Here is a 19,391-nt window from a genome sequence, read left to right as displayed (position 1 = left end):
GGTGAAAAATAAAATTAAAAGAAGTACTATGTCTAAAGCATTTGACTTTTCAAATCATTTGTTTTTGCTTATATTGGCATTACTTACCTTTTTCCCAATATATTATGTATTTATAGTATCAATTACCGATCCTGTGCAGTACTTAAAAACCAATTTGTTACTGTACCCTAAAGGGATTACCTTTGAAAATTATAAATATCTATTAGCAACTCCACTATTTTCAAGAGCTATAGGAGTATCAACTTTTCTTGCTACCGTTGGAACAGCACTTAGTCTATTAGTGACTTCTGCCTTGGCTTACGCGTTATCTAGAAAACGTTTAATGGGAAGAAAAGTATTATTAATTGCTGTAGTCTTTACTACTATTTTTAATGCAGGAATGATTCCTAATTATATGGTGGTTAGGCAATTTGGCTTAATGAATTCTGTTTGGTCTTTGATTATTCCAGCATTAAGCAGTGGATGGAACTTGCTTTTACTTAAAAGTTTCTTTGACAGTATTCCAGAAAGTTTAGAAGAGGCAGCTATTATTGATGGGTGTAATGATGTTCAAGTTTTTTCTAGAATAATATTACCATTATCATTGCCTGCAATGGCTACTTTTGGACTATTCTTCGCGGTAACTTACTGGAACACATTTTTTAATGCTATTTTATATATTAATGACTTTAAAAAATGGCCATTGCAAATTGTATTAAATGTGCTTTTACTTGATACTTCATCACAAGGGTCTGGAAATCCTGATGCGGCAGCACAGATTGTAAACCCACAATCACTAAAAATGGCAGCAATTATAATCGCTACTGTACCAATAATGTGTGTTTATCCGTTCTTGCAAAAGCACTTCACAAAAGGAGTAATGCTTGGATCTGTAAAGGGATAAAAGATGAAAATAGTTTTTATCGGTTTAACCGTTAAAATAGATATTAATAAAATAATAAGGGGGATTACTAAAATGAATAGAAATACTAAATTTTTTAAAAAAACAATTGCAATGATGGTTATGACAACCATTACATTATCACTTTTAGCAGGATGTGGAACCAAGAAAGCAGCAGTGGCTGATGGCGGAAAAGAAGAACCAACCCCAATTTCCATTATGAGTGTATTTTATAGTGTAGGGCCTATTGCTAATGATAATGCCGTTGTAAAGGAATTTGAAAAGAAGACTAATACTAAGTTAGATATAACTTGGGTTGCAGGTAATAGTTATAATGAAAAACTTAGTGTTACGCTTGCATCTGGGGATATTCCAGATATGGCTTTGGATATAGAAACATATAATGCTCAATGGAGAAGTATGACATCTCAAGGTGCATTCTGGGAAGTAGGTAAGTACTATAAGGATTATAAAAACTTGGCGGCACTTCCAGCAGAGATATGGGAAAATACAAAATTGCCTGATGGCAAAAATTACATGATGCCAAGACCTAGACCACTTGATGGTCAATCCGCAGGGCAAGTAAGTATACGTAAAGATTGGTTAGACAATCTTGGGTTAAAAGTTCCTCAAACAGTGGATGACCTGTATGCAGTAATGAAGGCATTTACTAATGATGACCCAGACAAAAATGGTAAAAAAGATACTGTTGGATTCGCTGGTTATGTAACTGATGGCGATCTAGGTCCAATAAAAGAAATTGTATCTATATTTAATGGTGCAGGTAATGATGGATTTAAACTTGACAAAGATGGAAAGATGGTTCAGATGTGGACAGATACTAGCACTAGAGATGCTCTTGTTTGGTTAAAAAAAGCATATTCAGAAGGATTAATTCATAAAGATATTGCTGTTTTAAAACCAGAGCAAGAAGGCGAACTTATAATGGCAAGCAAAGTTGGTATAAACTTTAGTCCAATGCAAAAAACCGCGGTATATGATGCAACAATAAAGAAAACCGTTCCTAATGCTGAAACTCTTCCATTAGTTGCTTTATCTGCTAATAATGGTAAATATATAGGTAAAAATGGAGGTTCTTTTGGAGGATTTGTTATTCCTAAAACTGTTAAAGAGGATAAAATGAAGAAAATAATGGCATTTTATGACTTCTGTGTAAGTAACGAGGGATGGGAATTAGGTAAATACGGTATAGAAGGTGTACATTTTAATAAGACAGGTGATAAATATACTGTTTTGCCTCAGGCGAAGACAGATCTTGTTGGAACTATGGTAAATATAGCTCAAAAATATGATAAATATCAGACTGCATCAATGGCAGGAACAACTCAGCTAGAGCTAGATAGAAACAAGAAAATTATAGACGAAAAAGCTAAGATTAGTATACCAAGTCCTAATGTTGGTTTATATTCAGACACTGAGTCAAAAATTGGAGCGGATTACAACAAAAAATATGTTGAGACATTCATGAAAGTAATGCTTGGGGCGGAACCTATTGAAAGTTGGGATAAGTATGTTGCTAATTTAAAGACGGATGCAGATTATTTGAAATGGATCAAAGAGATATCAGATTCTTATGATAAGAAGATGTCAGTATCTAAATAATACTTATAATAATTATTTTAGTGTAAGTTAAATGAAATTTTATATAATAAAGTACAAAAACGTTGAATTGGCATGTTCGACGTTTGTGTACTTTATTATGGCAATTTAGTCTAATTAATTTATGGATAACTAATTGAAGGTAAAGTCTAAAGAGTCCATTAAAGAATTACATAACAAACAAGGAGGCAGGTATTAAATGGATAATATTTTTTTTAATGCACACCATTCACCAATTGGCGCATTTTCTAGCTTTACATTGGGATTTAAAGGTGCTAAAGGCGGAGTTGGGTTAGAACTAAGACAATCAGCAGATCAAAATATATTTATTGGGCTTGAAGATAAAGAGAAAGGTTATTATAAAGCATTACCATTTTTTAAAGGCGGCGATGATGAGTCAAAACTTTACGATTTAGAAAAAGATGAGAACTTAGAAAGCAGACCAGCCATAGTTCCATATGAGGATAAAGAGATAACTAGAAAATTCAATTTGGGTGATGATACTTGGAAAGCAGGGGATTTAACCTTCACAATTTACTCACTTGCTTGCTCTGTGCCAAATCCTGAAAATGCAAGTAGTGATTCAATTAAAAAAGCTATAGTGCCAGCTGTATTTGTCCAAATAACAGTTGATAATACAAAATGTAAAAGAAGTAGAAGAGCTTTTTTTGGCTTTGAACCTAATGATATTTATACATCAATGTATCAGTTAGATCATGTTACAGAAGGTAAAATAGCAGGGGTAGGGCGCGGAACAATGACTGCAATAGCATCTAAGGATTGTGGCATAAAATCAGCATTGGGTTTTAGTATGGAGTCAATTTTAACTGAAAAAGTAGAAGAAAATTGGAATTTTGCTTTAGGACCAACAGGTGCTTTAATTATGGATGTACCAGCAGGCATTAAGCATACATATAAGTTCGCAGTATGTTTCTACCGCCAGGGAAAAGTAACAACTGGAATGAATACTAAATACTATTACACGAAGTATTTTAAAGATATAATTGATGTGGCAGATTATTCACTTGCTAATTTTGATGAAATTACTGAAAAATGCATGATGTCTAATGATATGGTAGATACCTCAGATTTATCAAAGAATCAAAAGTTTATGATGATTCATTCTATTAGAAGCTATTATGGAAGTACAGAATTATTAGAGCATGAGGGAAAACCTTTTTGGATAGTTAACGAAGGCGAGTACAGAATGATGAATACCTTTGATTTAACAGTAGATCAACTCTTTTATGAGATAAAGATGAATCCATGGACAGTAAAAAATGAGCTTGATATGTTTGTTAAATCTTACAGCTATTACGATACTGTAAGATTTCCAGGTAAGGAAAGTGAATATCCAGGGGGAATAAGCTTTACACATGATATGGGACGAGCTAATGCATTTGCAAGAAAAGGACACTCTGCTTATGAGAAATGTGGAATAGAGGGATGTTTTTCACACATGACGCAAGAACAGTTAGTTAACTGGGTATGTTGTGCCTCTGTTTACTCAGAGGCTACAAAAGATGAAAAATGGCTAAAAGATAAATTACGTGTTTTTGTTGATTGTTTTCAAAGTATGATAAATAGAGATCATCCAGAATATGAGAAGAGAACCGGAATTATGAAGCTGGATAGTAGTAGGGTAATGGGAGGGTCAGAAATCACTACTTACGATAGCTTAGATGCATCTCTAGGACAAGCGCGAAACAATATATATCTTGCAGGAAAATGCTGGGCTGCATACGTTGCACTTGAAAAGATATTTAGGGAGCATAATATGGTTGAGTTGTCGCAGCAAGCTTTAACGCAAGCTATAAAATGTGCAGATACACTCGCGAGTAATATGACACCAGAAGGATATATACCAGCAGTACTAGAAGGTGATAACAATTCTAAGATAATACCTGCAATAGAGGGGTTAATATTTCCTTATTTTTCAGGATGCAAAGATGCGCTTGATGAGGATGGAAGATATAGTAACTATATAAAGGCGTTAAAGCAGCATCTTATCAATATTTTAGTTCCTGGAGTATGTTTAACTGAAGATGGGGGATGGAAATTATCTTCAACAAGTAATAACACATGGCTTAGTAAAGTCTATTTGTGCCAGTTTATATCTAGAAAAATACTTGGATTGAACTTAAAAGACAATTCAGATGTAGCAGATACTGCACATGTAAAATGGTTGCTTCATAATGAGCAAAGCTATTGGTGCTGGAGTGATCAAATTGTTTCAGGATTTCCTACTGGTAGTAAGTATTATCCAAGGGGAGTTACAAGTATCTTGTGGCTTGAAGAGTAGTTTTTGTTTAAACTTTAATTTATATTGAACAAATATATTAACAACAAGGAGGAATAAAATTGATAAATTATTACGTTTCAACTTCTGGTAGTGATGATAATTCCGGTATTTCAAAGTCTAGTGCTTTTGCTACTATTTTGAAAGCTTCTATGATGGTAAAACCTGGTGATAATGTAAATGTATTGAGCGGAACATATGAGGTTAATTCGCCCATGAACATTAGCTGTAGTGGAACAGAGGAAAATCCAATTACGTTTAAGGCTTATAGTGAAAAAACTCCTATATTTGATTTTTCAAAAGTAACGGATATACACCCAAAAGAATTTGTTATAAATATTACACCCGGGACGCGGTATGTCATATTTGATGGATTAGAGTTTTGTAATTCTCCTGCATCAGGCATCATTATGCTTAATTGTTTTGGAATTACTATAAAAAATTGTATTATCCATGATATTGCACAATTTGGTATTAGTGTACGCTCAGATAATTGTTTAATTGAGAACAATGAAGTATATTTAATTGCTAAAGCTTGGAAAGATTGCTTTGATATAGGAAGTCATCCACAAATTTTTAATACTTATTTTAAGCCACCAATAAAGCCTGCTGTAGTAGGTTCATATGCTTATAATAACGTGTTTAGAGGTAATTACATACATGAGTGCTGGGGCGAGGGGATAGATCCTATTTTTGGTGATGGGATACTTATAGAAGACAACGTTATAAAGGATGTTCTTTCAGTAGGAGTATACCTTGATAGCACAATGAATATTATCATAAGAAATAATTATATTGCTTGTACTGATGACACTCGTAACAGAAAAGAGCGTGGAAGGAGAATGTCAGGAATTGGTATGGGATGTGAGTATTTTGGATGCTGGAGTAACAATGCGCCTATAGCACATAATGAAAATATTCAAATTTATAATAATGTAATTTCCGGAGTAGGGTCAGGATTTATGCAATGGTATGATTTTGTTAATACAGATTACCAAAACACCTATGAAAAAGTTAAAATATTTAATAACACTGTGGATACTTTTGGTATACGTGGAGAAATCTTTGAAGTTGCAATTAATCTTCCAATTACACCTAAAGAGAATGAATGTAAAAATAACATTTTTAAAGGGATTACTTCAATTGGTATGGATAACGTTAGTATATCTTTTGAAAATAACTTATGGGTAAATGGAATACCTAAGGAAGGAATTCATAAAAATAGTTTTGAAGGTGATGCTGGTTTTATTAATGCTGAAATGGGAGGAGCGGTAGAGGGTTATAAGTTGAATGAGACATCTTTTTGTATTGGAAAAGGTGAGGATATTGCAGGAATATCTCAGGATATAGAGAAAAATAAAAGGCATAATCCCCCTTGCTTAGGGGCATACGAAGCTGGTGCAAATTATTCTGGAACTAAGAAAGACGTAAAATCATACGTGGAGGACGTAATACCACAAGCATTGCCAAATTTCCCAATAGGTATAAATGTACTGACCAATGGTAGCTTTGAAGAAGATGATAAGGAGACAAAAGTAGCGCCTAAAGGATGGAAGAGCTTAGGAGAACTTAATGCGTCATTTGTAGCAGAAGATAGCTTTAAGGGGATATATGATGATTTACACTTTAGGTTTATTGTGGGAAATGGACCTCTTCGCGATCCAATGAACCCTATAGGTGACGGAAAGTTTTGTATGAAGCAGTCATTGGATGCACCATTTCATGTTTATACTTATCAGGTAGCAAGTAATTTGACTAATGGTAGGTATGGTTTTCATGCTAGAGTAAAACGCATAGGAAATAAAGGAACATTTTACATGGAAGCAAAGGATTTTGGTGGAGAAGCAATTAAATGTAATATACCTGTGGTTGCATCCTTAAACACCAATCATGTAGATTGTGATAAAAAATGGTTTCAATTAAATGTGTCTGATATCGTGATTACAAATGGGCAGTGTTCAATCGGTTTTAATGCAGAGGGGGGGCCAGAGGATTTTGTTCATATTGATGAAGTATGGTTATACAGGTATTAAGTAACACGTAAAATAATTAATATAGTAAAGAAATAGAGAAAGGAGCTAAATAAAATAATTATTTAGTTTAGCTTCTTTCTCTATTTATATTTAATGATCATCTGATTCACCTTCCTAATTCATTACATAATATTCAAACATATATAAATACATCTATTTATATTTTGAGGGTGAACACCCAATAATTTTTTTAAACACGCGACTAAAATAGTAAACATCTTTATAGCCTACAATTTCAGATACTTCACCTACAGTATAACCTCCACTTAAAAGTAAATCTTTAGCTTTATTAGTACGAATAAAATGTAAATATTCTATAGGAGTAAAGTTAATTGCTTTCTTTAAGATTTGACAAAGGTAAACCTCGCTGAGACCAACATAATCCGAAATATTCTTGAGTCTTATATCTTCAGCATGATGAGCACTTATATAATCAATAGCTTTTTCCACTTTAATTATAGCTGATTGGCCAAGATTACCATAACTTGATTGCTTATGAAGAAGATAAATAATGTCCATAAAAATGGATCTACATTTTAAAATATAGCCACTCTTTTTGTTTGTCCATTCATTGCTAATTTCAATGAATTTGTTTGTTAATCCATGCAAATGTTTAATACTAGTTATATTATTTAGAGATAGTGTATTACTTGATTCATCCATAAAAAATCCTTTTTCATCCCGATTGCACAAAACAAAGCCGGATTTAATTGAATAACAATGCAGAAGGTTATTTGGATTAGTATATGCTTTACGAACACAACCTTTTGGAAAGTATATCAGATTGCCTTCGTAAACTGTTTGCCATAGGTTATTACTTCCAATGCAAATTGATACTTCACCAGAAAATACTAACATCAAATTGTGGGAGGCTGTTATTTCTTCTTTTAACGACTAAGAAGGAGAACACTTCTTTTCAACTACATAAAAAATTGTGGGAGATATATAATCTAAATCCATAATAACACCCTCATTCATCAAATAATAATAGCATATAAAGCATTTTTTAATATTCCTTGTATTATACAATGATGAGCTGCAGAGTGGCAAGTAATTAAGTGATACTAATAATGAAATAGTAAAAAAAATATATATATTATTCATTTAAATAAGTTAGTAAAATTGATAAAATAATAAGATAAGTATGTGAATTAAGCATATTAAGGAGGCTTTTATATATGAATATTTCAGAAGGATTTCCTGAATATAACTTATTTAATCCTAAAGTAACCGTATGGTGTGTAACGCCAAATGAGGGTAGAATTATACACCGTTTTTTTTGATACATCACCGTTTAGCCCTTCAGGAAGATATTTGGCATTGTTCAGATAATGTTGAAGATGAAGTTGCGTTTGGAGATGGTACAATTCTTATTCGGTTAATAGACATAAAAAGTGGAAAGGATGAGTGCTTAATAAGAATTAAAACGGAGCAAACATACGGGTTTAGTTTAAGAGTAGATGCCCATCCAGCATGGGACTCGAGCTTTAGATATATAGCATTTAATGGTTATGCAGATGATACTAGAAGGGTATATATAGCTGATTTAACAAAAGCAATTAATTAACTTAACTTTATTTCATTCAATAATTGTATCCATTTTTTACTGCGTTTATATAATAGATTTGTTATATTTATTGATAGTTTTATTATAGTATGTTTATATGAAAATTTGTAGAATTAAATAGTAATACCAATTATTTTTATAAATATTTTATTAGATGGATAAACAGGCTGAGTTGTATTTACATATTCCATAAGTCGAAAATGATATAGTATTTAAAAATATAAAATATAAAATTTCCTGCAATAGAGAAGATTTTGGGAGCAGTTCACATCTATGTATGGGACAAGGCTCGTGAAGTTAATTTTGCTAAGGATCTGAAAAAAGCGGGAATAGATAAAGCTTTAATTATATGGAATGCAAACCACAAACCTTATCCAGAAAAAGATTATGATAGCAAGTTGAAACAACTAGGTTATGCAACTGGATGGTATGAGCTATTCACAGATATCTACCCAGATGCGCATACATCAAGTAATACACTTGAGGATATCCCTCTTAAACGAAATGTTTACCCTGGTTTATTTGATGAAATTACGTCACGAAAAAAAGATGGTTCCACCTACATTAATCAATTTGGAACGTATGTGTGCCCAGAGGCAGTTCGACCAGAAATCATCGAAATTTGAAAGCCAATTACCTTCAGCGTGCTTTAACATAGCATAATCAATTAATTGTAAGCCACCCATGGTCTCGAAGGTGCAATCTATAAAAAGCTCAGAAGTTAAAACGTGAAGTTCGTCAAATAATGTCCACATAGGTTCATAGTTAGAGTATAGAGATTCGGCATGATCCTTATGACCCTTATGATTTGTTGAATAACAACCCGATTCACTATTGTCGAAACGGTATGGACTGCTCACAACCGAGAAATCGAGTTTTAAATATTCTAGGCTGTAGTCCACAATTAGTCTTTTAAGTACATCTTTGATATGACCATATCAGCCAGTGCAGAAACATGACGTATATTTGTCAGACTCATCAATTATAAGTGAAATAGGGTTTCCATTTATATCTTCTACAAACCATTCTGGATGCTTATTATAAACAATAGTGAAAACTTGTGGTGTTTCAAAGGATTCATTAGCCTTAATCCACGTGCGAAAAGGAAAAGTTGCATTTTTATGGGTAAGACCTGTGATTATTTCGGGTGCATCCAAAAATATTGAGGTAAAACTTTGTCCAACTGGCAAAAGGTATAGGTGAAACGGATTTTGAAGTTGAATTATTAGTTGTTTCAAGGTTTTCATTATTTGCTATGTTATGTATATCAGAATCATTCATAGAATTCATTTTCGTCCTCCTCTTGTTATGGGGTTAATTTTATATATCAAATTAATTATAAGTAATTATAACTCTAAATTCTTCAACTTTCTTTAGATATTCATGTCAAAATATCCTATGATTTTGACCACATATGTTATAATTATTTTTAAAAGAGTAAAATCAGTCAGTGTACAAGCAGGTACACTGGATATGTAAAGGAGAATACATAAAATGGGTAAAGAAAAAGTCCTTTTGGACTTATATTTATTAATTGGACAATCAAATATGGCGGGCAGAGGTGAACTTAACAATGAAGATAAAACACCTAATTCTCGTATATTAAAATTAGATGAAAACAATTCATGGGTAGAAGCTGTTGAACCAGTTCATTTTGATAAACCTGATATAGTTGGAGTTGGTCCTAGTTTAACTTTTGCCAATGAAATTTTAAAAGATGATAGTTCCAGCATCATAGGATTAATTCCATGTGCTGTTGGAGGTACTAAACTTGAAAGGTGGATTAAGGGTGGAGATTTGTACGAAAATGCTATAAAAAGAGCCTTAGATGCTATGGAAAATGGAGAAATTAAAGCTATATTATGGTTATTGGGTGAAAGTGATTCTGCACTTGAAGAAGATGCATTAAATTATAAGGATCGACTTTTGCAAACAATTATAGATCTAAGGATAGATTTAAAAGATGAAAATATACCTTTTATTGCTGGGAAAATTGGTGATTTTCTTAATACAAATCAATATCCTTATGTAAATACTATTAACTCAGCCATAATAGATTTAAAAGACAAAATTAACAACTATGACTATGTTGAAACTGCTGGTTTTAATCATATTGGAGATTTTCTTCATTTTAATGCTTATGCTGCAAAAGAATTAGGAAAAAGGTATGCAATTAAGTATATTGAAATGACACATGAAAAATAAAATTACTAATGGATATTATACTGATCTACTAGTCCTATATTTTAAAGGAGTCTTTCCAGTATGTTCTTTAAATTTCTTGCAGAAATAAGATACATTAGTAAGTCCGACTTCATGGCAGATTTGCTGCACTGATAAACTACTGTTTTTAAGGAGCAAGCAAGATTGCCTCATTCTCCGAGCAATTAAGTATTCTGTAATATTGGCTCCTGTTGCATTGTGAAATAAATGAGCAATGTAATACTGAGATAAATGAAGTTCTGTGCTTAGGAGATTTAAATGAAATTCTTTTGTGTAATTTTCTTCAATCCATTCCATGATTTTTTCAATATAAGTGGGATTACTTGAGGAAATGGCTTCTATTGCTTGCTCTTGTTTAGGCCACATAGTTTTTACAAATTGTAGAAAAGATATAATAAATAACGTGAATTCTTCTGAGTTTTTAGTTTTAGAGTATGTTTTCAAATTAATATTAAAATACTTGAACATACTCTCAATAGGATTATTTTTAGGTAATGAGGATATAATTTGAGTACATAATTGTTCCTTCCAAATCATATGAAAAAAGCGCTTTAAGTCTGGGAAACTTTGTAAATATACATCTAATTGAGAAGGTTCGAAGGATAAAATGGATCTAGTGTATACAGAGGAATCCTCCATATATACTTTTGTACCATGAAGTTGAAAAGGCTTAAAATAAACTAAGGTTCTAGGACTCATTTCGTATATTTTTTGATCAATAATTGCAAAACCACTGCCTTCATGTACGTATAGAAATTCCATACCTTCATGTATATGAAATATATTCCAATTTTGTTGCTTTGTTGTTATTAGATATGCAAAGTCATAAGAAGTATTTAGAGAATTATAATTAAAACCAATATTTAAAATTTCTTTCATTAATAACCCTCCCAAAATGACAAGCTAACGGTATTTTATCACAACTAAGAATAAAAAAGAAGCTTATATTTAATGTATACTTAAATAAGAGCATAATAGCGTTAAATATTTTGTGCTTTTTAATTTAAGGAGGTATACCTACATGAAAAATATATTTAATGAAGGAATAAAAAATAAAGAAAAGTTTTCAGAGCCACCAGCTTTAACAAAGGAATACTGCAATGAAGCAATCCGTTTTATAATTGATAAAATTGATCAAAATATGGAAACCTTTACTTATAAATATCCTGCTCCAGCTAGCGAACATAATGTATATCCAGCTATTGATAACATAGAATGGACCTCATCTTTCTGGACAGGTATGCTATGGCTTGCATATGAAGTTACTAAAGATGAGAAATATCGCAAAGTAGCAGAAATTCAATTAGAAAGCTATGAAAAGCGAGTAGATGAAAGGATTGGAACTGGTACACATGATTTAGGGTTTTTATATACATTGTCTAGTGTTGCGGCTTTTAAATTAACTGGAAGTGAAAAAGCAAAGAACATAGCCATAAAAGCGGCAGATTTGCTGATGGAAAGGTATTTTGAAAAAGCCGGTATAATTCAAGCTTGGGGAAACCCAGATGATCCTGAAAATGGAGGAAGAATGATTATAGATTGTTGCATGAATTTGCCACTTTTGTACTGGGCTAGTGAGATCACGGGAGATAAAAAATATCATGATGCAGCGGCAAGTCATATAAAACAAGCGGAGAAATATATAATTCGAGAGGATGCTTCTAGCTACCATACTTACTTTATGGATATCAATACTGGTAAGCCCAAATACGGACAAACCGTGCAGGGTTACTCTGATAATTCCTGTTGGGCAAGAGGTCAAGCTTGGGGAATATATGGATTTCCTCTAAGCTATAAATATACTGGAGACTACGATTTAATCCTTCTTGCAAAAAAAGTTACGAACTATTTCATTAATCGTCTTCCTGAGGATTATGTAGCTTATTGGGACATTATATTTACAAATGGAGAAGAAGAGAGGGACAGTTCAGCAGCAGCAATCGCTGCTTGTGGGTTACTTGAATTATCAAAAAACCTTCCTTTAACAGATATTGGTAAAAGAAGTTATGAGAATGCTGCTATGCATATTGTAAAATCTCTTGCGGAAAATTACACTAGTAAAAACTGCCCAGAATCAAACGGTGTGTTGCTACATGCGGTATATGCAAAACCACACAATAAGGGTATAGATGAATGCAATATTTGGGGCGATTATTACTACTTTGAAGCATTAGTTAGACTCGTAAAAGATTGGAAATCATTCTGGTAAAATATATAAAGGCAGGAGAGAAATTATGCGAAATGTTTATCCTATAATTACAAATAACCCTTTGAAAAGTAAAAGTGACTTGGCACTTGCAGTAAAACAGCTTTGTGATCCATTGAAACCATTTTTCAGTGAAAATGGAGCGTTTTTAGATTTAGGGAATACTTTTTCAAGATGTAATGAAAAAACGGCTATGATGGAGGCTTTTGCTAGACCATTATGGGGGCTAGCACCATTACTGGCAGGCGGAGGAGATTGGGATAACTGGGACGTCTATTTAAAAGGCATTAGAAGTGGTACTGACCCAGAGAATGATGAATATTGGGGAGATATTGGTGATTGTGATCAAAAAATGGTGGAACTCGCAACTATTGCATTAACACTTCTTATTGCACCAGATAAGTCTTGGGAACGGTTAAGCCAAAAGGAAAAAGAAAACTTAGCTAGTTGGATTGGACAAACAAATAAACGTGAAACAGTAGATACCAATTGGCTATTTTTCCGTGTTCTTGTTAATATAGCATTGCTTAAAGTTGGTGTAGAATGGGACGTAGATATGTTGGAGCATGATTTGAATCGTCTGGATGAATTCTATCTTTCTAGTGGTTGGTATAAAGATGGGGATACGGAGCAGATGGATTATTATATACCCTTTGCTTTTCATTTTTATAGTCTTATTTATGCAAAGGTCATGGAGAATGATGACCTCGAGCGTAGCAAAATTTTCAAGGAAAGAGCAACATTATTTGCTAAGGACTTTATTTATTGGTTTGCAGAGAATGGATCAGCTTTGGCTTTTGGAAGGAGCTTAACTTACAGGTTTGCGCAGAGTTGTTTTTGGGGTGGACTTGCTTTTGCAGGCGTTGAGGCGTTACCCTTTGGAGTAATCAAAGGACTACTTCTTAGAAATTTACGTTGGTGGTTTAATCAATATATTTTTACTCCAGATGGATTACTTACTATCGGTTATGCCTATCCTAATTTAATTATGGCAGAAGGTTATAATGCACCGGGGTCTCCTTATTGGGCTATGAAATCATTTTTGCCTTTAGCACTTTCGGAAGATCATCCTTTCTGGAAAGCAGAAGAACTTCCAATGCCTTTACTTAAGAGAAAATCAGTTCAAAAAGAGGCAAGAATGATCTTATGTAGAGAATTCACAGGTAAAAATGTTTTTGCATTTACTTCTGGGCAGCACGCAGCATTTGAACCAGCACATTGCGCTGCAAAATACGGTAAGTTTGTATATTCCAATACATTTGGTTTTAGTGTTTCTAAGGGTAACTATGGCCTTGAACAGGGTGCCTATGATAATAATTTAGCACTTGCGGAGAAGGATAATTTATACCGAACAAGACGAAGATGTGAGGAATTTACCATAGAGGAGAATGTAATCTACTCCTTATGGAAACCATGGAATGACGTAGAGATATGTTCTTGGATAATACCTGGCCTTCCTTGGCATGTAAGAATTCATAAAATTACTACGAATAGGGAACTTGATATTGCAGAAGGTGGGTTTGCCATCCCAAATGAACTAAATAGAGTTCCGTATAAGGATAATCAAGTTATATATTCACAAGGTGCGGCTGCTGCACTGCTAAATTGGGGCTGTGCTGGGATAAAATGTTTACTTGGTGATTTAAAAGGAGAAATTATTCATACTGAACCTAACACTAATTTAGTTCATCCATTAACTATTATTCCTACACTTACAGGAGCAATTGGAAAGGGTATAAATTGGATTGCGAGTGCAGTTTTCGTTAAGACAGAAGCACTAGATAGCATAAAAGCTTATGAAAAACCACCTATCTTGGAAATACATGATAACATAATTATTATAATAGACGGTGAGAATGGAAAGAAACTTATAGAACTTAAAATGGAGTAAGATTCTTTATCAAAAGGAGCAGTACATATTATATGTATTGCCCTTTTTCTATAAGTTATAGTAGCAGAGGAAAAAGAGTCACAAAAGTTGATAAATTGGTTTGAAAAGTGGAGGAATTATCTTAAGAAGATAGTTATAAATATTAATAAGGGGATGACTTAAATGCAAAGTAATATATCGCATTATTCTACTTTTATATGTGGAGCTACGGCCACGGCAATAGGAATTGCAAGTGAAAATATTAATGATACATTGATAGTGGAGAGAACGGGACTGGTTGCTAACGAATTTATAGATTGCTATCATATAGGTAGTAAGAATTGGAATTCAGTTTCACATCTTGGGAAAAACCTTAAAAAAGAGTTGATACAAAGGAATATCTTAAGTGAAGCTGGGATGGTGCATATCCCAGCAGTGGCACCAGTACTTTTCAAGGCCATTAAAAATTTAGGTATAAATACATTGTTTATAACAGAAGTAATTGAGGTGAAAAAAATAGAAGAAGTTTATGAAATTACTCTACATAACAACTCTGGATTTCAAAAAATAACAGCAGATAAGATTATAGATACTACATCAACAATACATCCAAAGTTTAAACAATACACTTATTCAAAGAGTATAAATGCCATGCTCCACTCTATAGAGGAAAATTTATTTCCTTTTAGTAATAGCGAAATTATTGAAAATGAAAATGTTTGTTTTGAGCAAGGAAGATTTGATAAGGAAATCATATTAAAATATAGCGTAAGTAATGATGAGGACTGGATAGAGGCAAGACATAAACTGCATTCCTACTGGCAAAACAGACCGGCTTTTCTTAAAAAATGGAGCCTAGCAACTATTGCTTCAACTTTTGATATTGAACGGGAACCTTCGCCGCTATTACAGCGGCAAAAAAAGGTCTTAAGGTACTAGGCATTGAAAGACAAAATTGTTTTGGAGGTACAGGAACTGCTGGTGGTGTACATGGTTATTATTATGGCTCTAGTGGTGGCGATTATGAAAGAATAGATAAAATGGCTAATGAAATGCAAGGCAGTGGATATCTTAATGCTGTAGGCATTAATCCAGAATTAAAAAAGTATTTATGTGAGCAGGAAGCTGTAAAAAATGGAGTGGAAATTTGTTATGAATCTATACTGACAGGTGTTTATTATGAAGAAAACAAAGTAACTGGAATTCAATGGTTTGGAATAGATGGGATGAAACGAGCAGCAGGAAAAGTTATCATTGATTGCACAGCAGATGCACAGGTATGTAGCCTAGCAAATTGTAAGCTACATAGTGGTAGAGAGATTGACGGACAAGGACAGCCCTATTCTAATGTGCAAATTGAACTCCTCAATAATCAGATAGAATTTTATCATTTTACTGATTGTGGATATATTAATCATCTAGATGGAAAACAATATTCAGATGCTCATGTTCATTCGGCCTCATTACCTAATTATTTGTGGGACAAATATGAAGAAAACAGAAGAATGTTAGGTTTTGCTCCTCTTTTAGGACTTAGAGAAGGGAGATTCATTGAAGGGGAAGAAAATATTACACTTGAGGATTATCAAAATGATAAGATTTCTGATAAACCATTGTTTTATGCTTACTCAAATATTGATAATCATGGAAAAGATGTTGCTTTTGAAAGTGAGATGCAACAAGACTGGACGGTGGCAGCAAGTCTTTGGGGTATAAATTTTTCATTGCCGATTCCAATGGGAGCACTTTTGCCAAAAGGATTCGAGGGTATTATAACTGCAGGTCGCTGCATTGCAATGAACCATGACATTGCACCATGTATAAGAATGAGAAGAAGTATGCAAAAATGTGGTGAAGCAGCAGCATTAGTAGCGCTACTTGCAATTGAGAAAGGGATTTCACTTAAAGAGGTACCCTACGTAGAACTTGCCACATTGCTTAAAGAAACAAAATGCCTTAATGAGGAAAATAATGTTGGTACCGAGGAAGTAATATCGCACCCTCATAAGATACGCATATTCAAATGGATGACAAGCGAAGAAGAAATAAAGAATGGACTAAGTACAAGTAAGCCTGGAATAGCTATTTGGTCAGCTAAACGTCTTGGTGAAAAGATTAAAGCAGATTTAAAGTTATGGATTTCAGATAATGATGAGCATATATCAAGAAATAGTGCACTTGCACTTGGGCTTATTGGTGATGTGGATGCTCTTCCTATGCTTAGGCACATTGCTCAGGAGAGGGATGACTTTCTTCCAGAGACAAGTAGGAAATTCAACCAATTACGAGCACATTCTGCAATTTATCTTATAGGTAAATTAAAAGATAGAGATAGTGTAACCTTACTGACTGATATATTTATGCACCCCGAAAGCTGGCCCAATAAAAATAAAATATACAATGAATTTATATATAATGATGAAGAATACTACTTTCAATATTTTTCGCAATCAATGATGGCACTTATAAAAATAGGTGATGAACATGTGGACTTAAGAGAAGAAATATCAAGGATACTTAAACAGAGAGTATTTGCAGGAGATTTTAATGTAATCATTACATTTAAAGGTGGAAAGGGTGAGCCATATTCTCATGCGAATAAAATAAGAAAGATTGTAAATAGTAAATTAATGGAATGGAAAATAAAATGATTTGAATATTACTGTTACCATTATACTTTTTAAAAAACTTTGATAAAGCAGAAGGGTTAATATTTAGCATGTATAAAAGGAGATATACCTTCAAATTCAAGATGGGTATAATTAACAGGAAATTTATATAATTAAATATGGATTTTAAATAAGCAGTATTGAGGTAAGATGGACTATTACAAAGGGGGATGAGGCTTCGAAGGAAATTACATCAATGAGAAGAACTAATGAATTTAAAGCAAGTAGACAGTTTTTTACTGTTGATTCTAGTTGTACAACTATAATTGCAGTACTTGCTAGTGGTATATTGCTATCAGGCTATCTTGAATATTTAGGTATAAAGGAATCTGTTAATGGGATAATAAGTTCTATTCCAGTTATGGCAGCAATGGCGCAACCATTTGGGGCTTTGGCTGTTGAACGATTAAAGAGTGAAAAGTGGTTTGTATGTACTTTTGCATTAATACATAGGTTATTGTTTAGTCTAATGTATTTAATACCATTAATACTACCTAATAATCTGAGACCAATAGCCGTAATAATTATTTTAATTAGTGCACATGTTATTGGAGCATTTATGTCACCAGCTACTACTGTGTGGTTAATGGCAATAGCTCCTTTAAAAATAAGAGGAAGATATTTTGCAATACGTGAAAAGTGGTTAATTTTAACTAGTTCAAGTGCAGCTTTAATAATGGGATATATTATAAGCTATTTTGCTGGTAAGGATAAAATGATAACAGGATATATTATTTTATCAATAACAATGTTTGTTGCAACTATAATAGATTTTATCTCATTAATTAATGTAAAAGAAACAAAGAAAGAATATATAAGTTCATCATTTGATTTAAAAGATTTACTTTTACCATTTAAAGACAAAACATTTAAAAAATTTATGGTTGTATGGTGTACTTGGAATATCGCTATACAAATATCAATTCCATTTTTGGGGATATATCAGTTAACAACATTAAAGTTAAGCTATATGTATGTAATGACCCTTGCCGTCGTAGTTGCAATTCTAAAAATAATTGTAATAAAATGGTGGAGTAAAAAAGCTATGAAAGTTACCTGGGAAAAAGTTACGCAGCTAGCTATTGTATTTATTGCAGTTGGTCAAATAATGTTGGTTTTTACAGTGGAGAAAAATGCACTATGGTATACACCAATTGCAACATTGATTGGAAATATAGGATGGGCTGCAATTGGTATGTCATTAATGAATTTTCAGTATAATTGTGCACCTGAAAAATCAAAAACAATATATCTTGGTGTAAATGCCTTATGCGGAGGTTTAGTTGGATTTTGTAGTGCATTTTTAGGTGCTTGGATTATAGAAGTTACTAATATACTTAATGTTAATTTTTTAGGAATGATAGTAAAAGGACAACAGGTTCAAATGATTTTTTCTGGTGTTATATTATTATGTTGTGCGTTATATATAGGAAGAAACTTTGTGACTTATGAATAAAAAACAATACACTAATTCTAAGATAAAACACAACAGTACTGAATTTGCGGCGTTAACAGAAATTCAAGTTTATGGATTTTATTATATCTTAAACAGGGGGATAATTTAATGTATCTACAAAAGTGCAGTTTAGATGAAGAAAATTTAAAAGATAATCTTAAAACTTATAATAAGGTTACCGGTGTATTATGTTTTAAGATTGATGAATTTAGTGAAACAATTTATTCTGAGAGACAAACTTGTGTGTCCAAGTGGATTAGTTCATTTTGCAACTGCCATTGTTATTGGCGGGAAGTTTAAGTGAGCGCTAATAGGTGGTCCTATAAGGATGAACACCTCTGATGATTTCATGGTAGAAGATAGAGTTAAAATATATGATTTTAATATGGATAGTAGGGAAACATTACAAAAATATGTTGAAAATGTTCCTGTTGTAGAGCCTGAAGGGGTTCGGTATCTTGCAAAATTACTATATATCTTATATTCCGCTGAATGAATTTAGAAACTAATTATTTACTTAAAAGATATTTATTTACAATTATTTACAAAAAGGAATTTTTAGTTTTAT

At 32.8% G+C, this 19,391-nt stretch carries 17 protein-coding genes; 14 read left to right on the top strand and 3 right to left on the bottom strand.

From position 1 onward, the window contains the following. Position 1: 1 nt before the first annotated feature. The 4 genes from KPL51_RS24350 to KPL51_RS15910 all read left to right on the top strand — a co-directional run bounded on the left by KPL51_RS24350 (position 2) and on the right by KPL51_RS15910 (position 6,832). Positions 2–883: a carbohydrate ABC transporter permease gene (locus tag KPL51_RS24350; RefSeq protein WP_216163528.1), complete on the top strand. Its 882-nt coding sequence runs from the start codon at positions 2–4 to the stop codon at positions 881–883. A 72-nt stretch (positions 884–955) separates the two neighbouring features. Beyond that, a complete protein-coding gene (locus KPL51_RS15920) occupies positions 956–2,503 on the top strand; it encodes an extracellular solute-binding protein (RefSeq protein ID WP_216163525.1) in 1,548 nt (515 codons plus the stop codon). A gap of 196 nt (positions 2,504–2,699) precedes the next feature. Beyond that, the gene (locus KPL51_RS15915; RefSeq protein WP_216163523.1) at positions 2,700–4,802 is read left to right on the top strand and encodes a glycoside hydrolase family 52 protein; all 2,103 of its coding nucleotides are present in this window, start codon (positions 2,700–2,702) and stop codon (positions 4,800–4,802) included. A 59-nt stretch (positions 4,803–4,861) separates the two neighbouring features. Continuing rightward, positions 4,862–6,832 (top strand): right-handed parallel beta-helix repeat-containing protein, encoded by a 1,971-nt coding sequence (locus KPL51_RS15910; RefSeq protein ID WP_216163522.1) that lies wholly within the window; start codon positions 4,862–4,864, stop codon positions 6,830–6,832. 153 nt (positions 6,833–6,985) lie between these two features. Here KPL51_RS15910 and KPL51_RS15905 read toward each other — a convergent pair whose 3' ends face one another. Further along, positions 6,986–7,495, bottom strand: coding sequence for a helix-turn-helix domain-containing protein (locus tag KPL51_RS15905; protein ID WP_216163521.1), 510 nt, complete (start codon positions 7,493–7,495; stop codon positions 6,986–6,988). A 616-nt stretch (positions 7,496–8,111) separates the two neighbouring features. Here KPL51_RS15905 and KPL51_RS15900 point away from each other — a divergent pair. Together KPL51_RS15900 and KPL51_RS15895 are read left to right on the top strand one after the other, a co-directional pair. Then, positions 8,112–8,399 (top strand): hypothetical protein, encoded by a 288-nt coding sequence (locus KPL51_RS15900; protein WP_216163520.1) that lies wholly within the window; start codon positions 8,112–8,114, stop codon positions 8,397–8,399. A gap of 254 nt (positions 8,400–8,653) precedes the next feature. Next, positions 8,654–9,025 carry a hypothetical protein gene (locus tag KPL51_RS15895; protein WP_216163519.1) on the top strand — a complete coding sequence of 124 codons (372 nt, stop codon included), beginning with the start codon at positions 8,654–8,656 and terminating at the stop codon, positions 9,023–9,025. 312 nt (positions 9,026–9,337) lie between these two features. On the opposite strand, the gene KPL51_RS15890 is transcribed toward KPL51_RS15895, so the two are convergent. Next, entirely contained in the window at positions 9,338–9,646 is a 309-nt protein-coding gene (locus KPL51_RS15890) for a hypothetical protein (protein ID WP_216163518.1), read from the bottom strand. 247 nt (positions 9,647–9,893) lie between these two features. On the opposite strand from KPL51_RS15890, the gene KPL51_RS15885 reads away from it, so the two are divergent. Continuing rightward, positions 9,894–10,604 (top strand): sialate O-acetylesterase, encoded by a 711-nt coding sequence (locus KPL51_RS15885; protein ID WP_216163515.1) that lies wholly within the window; start codon positions 9,894–9,896, stop codon positions 10,602–10,604. A 15-nt stretch (positions 10,605–10,619) separates the two neighbouring features. Here the strand turns inward: KPL51_RS15885 and KPL51_RS15880 are convergent, their stop codons facing one another. Next, positions 10,620–11,501, bottom strand: coding sequence for a helix-turn-helix transcriptional regulator (locus tag KPL51_RS15880; RefSeq protein ID WP_216163512.1), 882 nt, complete (start codon positions 11,499–11,501; stop codon positions 10,620–10,622). Between the two features lie 142 nt (positions 11,502–11,643). Between KPL51_RS15880 and KPL51_RS15875 the strand changes: the two genes are divergently transcribed. The 7 genes from KPL51_RS15875 (at position 11,644) to KPL51_RS15845 (ending at position 19,319) form a co-directional block, all read left to right on the top strand. Further along, on the top strand, positions 11,644–12,831 hold the full coding sequence (locus KPL51_RS15875) for a glycoside hydrolase family 88 protein (protein ID WP_216163511.1): 1,188 nt from the start codon (positions 11,644–11,646) through the stop codon (positions 12,829–12,831). A 25-nt stretch (positions 12,832–12,856) separates the two neighbouring features. Continuing rightward, positions 12,857–14,719 carry a DUF2264 domain-containing protein gene (locus tag KPL51_RS15870; protein WP_216163510.1) on the top strand — a complete coding sequence of 621 codons (1,863 nt, stop codon included), beginning with the start codon at positions 12,857–12,859 and terminating at the stop codon, positions 14,717–14,719. A 162-nt stretch (positions 14,720–14,881) separates the two neighbouring features. Continuing rightward, positions 14,882–15,637: a hypothetical protein gene (locus tag KPL51_RS15865; RefSeq protein ID WP_216163509.1), complete on the top strand. Its 756-nt coding sequence runs from the start codon at positions 14,882–14,884 to the stop codon at positions 15,635–15,637. After that, on the top strand, positions 15,604–17,349 hold the full coding sequence (locus KPL51_RS15860; RefSeq protein ID WP_224854335.1) for an FAD-dependent oxidoreductase: 1,746 nt from the start codon (positions 15,604–15,606) through the stop codon (positions 17,347–17,349). Before KPL51_RS15865 ends, KPL51_RS15860 begins: the two co-directional genes overlap by 34 nt. A 214-nt stretch (positions 17,350–17,563) precedes the next feature. Next, positions 17,564–18,823: an MFS transporter gene (locus KPL51_RS15855; RefSeq protein ID WP_216163506.1), complete on the top strand. Its 1,260-nt coding sequence runs from the start codon at positions 17,564–17,566 to the stop codon at positions 18,821–18,823. Between the two features lie 108 nt (positions 18,824–18,931). Next, a complete protein-coding gene (locus KPL51_RS15850) occupies positions 18,932–19,123 on the top strand; it encodes a hypothetical protein (RefSeq protein WP_216163504.1) in 192 nt (63 codons plus the stop codon). 28 nt (positions 19,124–19,151) lie between these two features. Further along, positions 19,152–19,319: a hypothetical protein gene (locus tag KPL51_RS15845; RefSeq protein ID WP_216163502.1), complete on the top strand. Its 168-nt coding sequence runs from the start codon at positions 19,152–19,154 to the stop codon at positions 19,317–19,319. Positions 19,320–19,391 lie beyond the last annotated feature (72 nt).

Origin of the sequence: Clostridium bowmanii, from assembly GCF_018861315.1 — a bacterium.
Taxonomy (GTDB): Bacteria; Bacillota; Clostridia; order Clostridiales; family Clostridiaceae; genus Clostridium_AD; species Clostridium_AD bowmanii.
Note: the sequence above shows the minus strand (reverse complement) of the source record. Positions and strands in the feature narration are given on the sequence as shown.

What these genes read in the sequence shown, in the direction of transcription:
- KPL51_RS15920 (WP_216163525.1), top strand. Translation starts at nt 956, where the DNA reads ATGAATAGAAATACTAAATTTTTTAAAAAAACAATTGCAATGATGGTT.
- KPL51_RS15915 (WP_216163523.1), top strand. Translation starts at nt 2,700, where the DNA reads ATGGATAATATTTTTTTTAATGCACACCATTCACCAATTGGCGCATTT.
- KPL51_RS15905 (WP_216163521.1), bottom strand. Translation starts at nt 7,495, where the DNA reads ATGGATGAATCAAGTAATACACTATCTCTAAATAATATAACTAGTATT.
- KPL51_RS15890 (WP_216163518.1), bottom strand. Translation starts at nt 9,646, where the DNA reads ATGAAAACCTTGAAACAACTAATAATTCAACTTCAAAATCCGTTTCAC.
- KPL51_RS15885 (WP_216163515.1), top strand. Translation starts at nt 9,894, where the DNA reads ATGGGTAAAGAAAAAGTCCTTTTGGACTTATATTTATTAATTGGACAA.
- KPL51_RS15880 (WP_216163512.1), bottom strand. Translation starts at nt 11,501, where the DNA reads ATGAAAGAAATTTTAAATATTGGTTTTAATTATAATTCTCTAAATACT.
- KPL51_RS15875 (WP_216163511.1), top strand. Translation starts at nt 11,644, where the DNA reads ATGAAAAATATATTTAATGAAGGAATAAAAAATAAAGAAAAGTTTTCA.
- KPL51_RS15870 (WP_216163510.1), top strand. Translation starts at nt 12,857, where the DNA reads ATGCGAAATGTTTATCCTATAATTACAAATAACCCTTTGAAAAGTAAA.
- KPL51_RS15865 (WP_216163509.1), top strand. Translation starts at nt 14,882, where the DNA reads ATGCAAAGTAATATATCGCATTATTCTACTTTTATATGTGGAGCTACG.
- KPL51_RS15855 (WP_216163506.1), top strand. Translation starts at nt 17,564, where the DNA reads ATGAGAAGAACTAATGAATTTAAAGCAAGTAGACAGTTTTTTACTGTT.
- KPL51_RS15850 (WP_216163504.1), top strand. Translation starts at nt 18,932, where the DNA reads ATGTATCTACAAAAGTGCAGTTTAGATGAAGAAAATTTAAAAGATAAT.
- KPL51_RS15845 (WP_216163502.1), top strand. Translation starts at nt 19,152, where the DNA reads ATGAACACCTCTGATGATTTCATGGTAGAAGATAGAGTTAAAATATAT.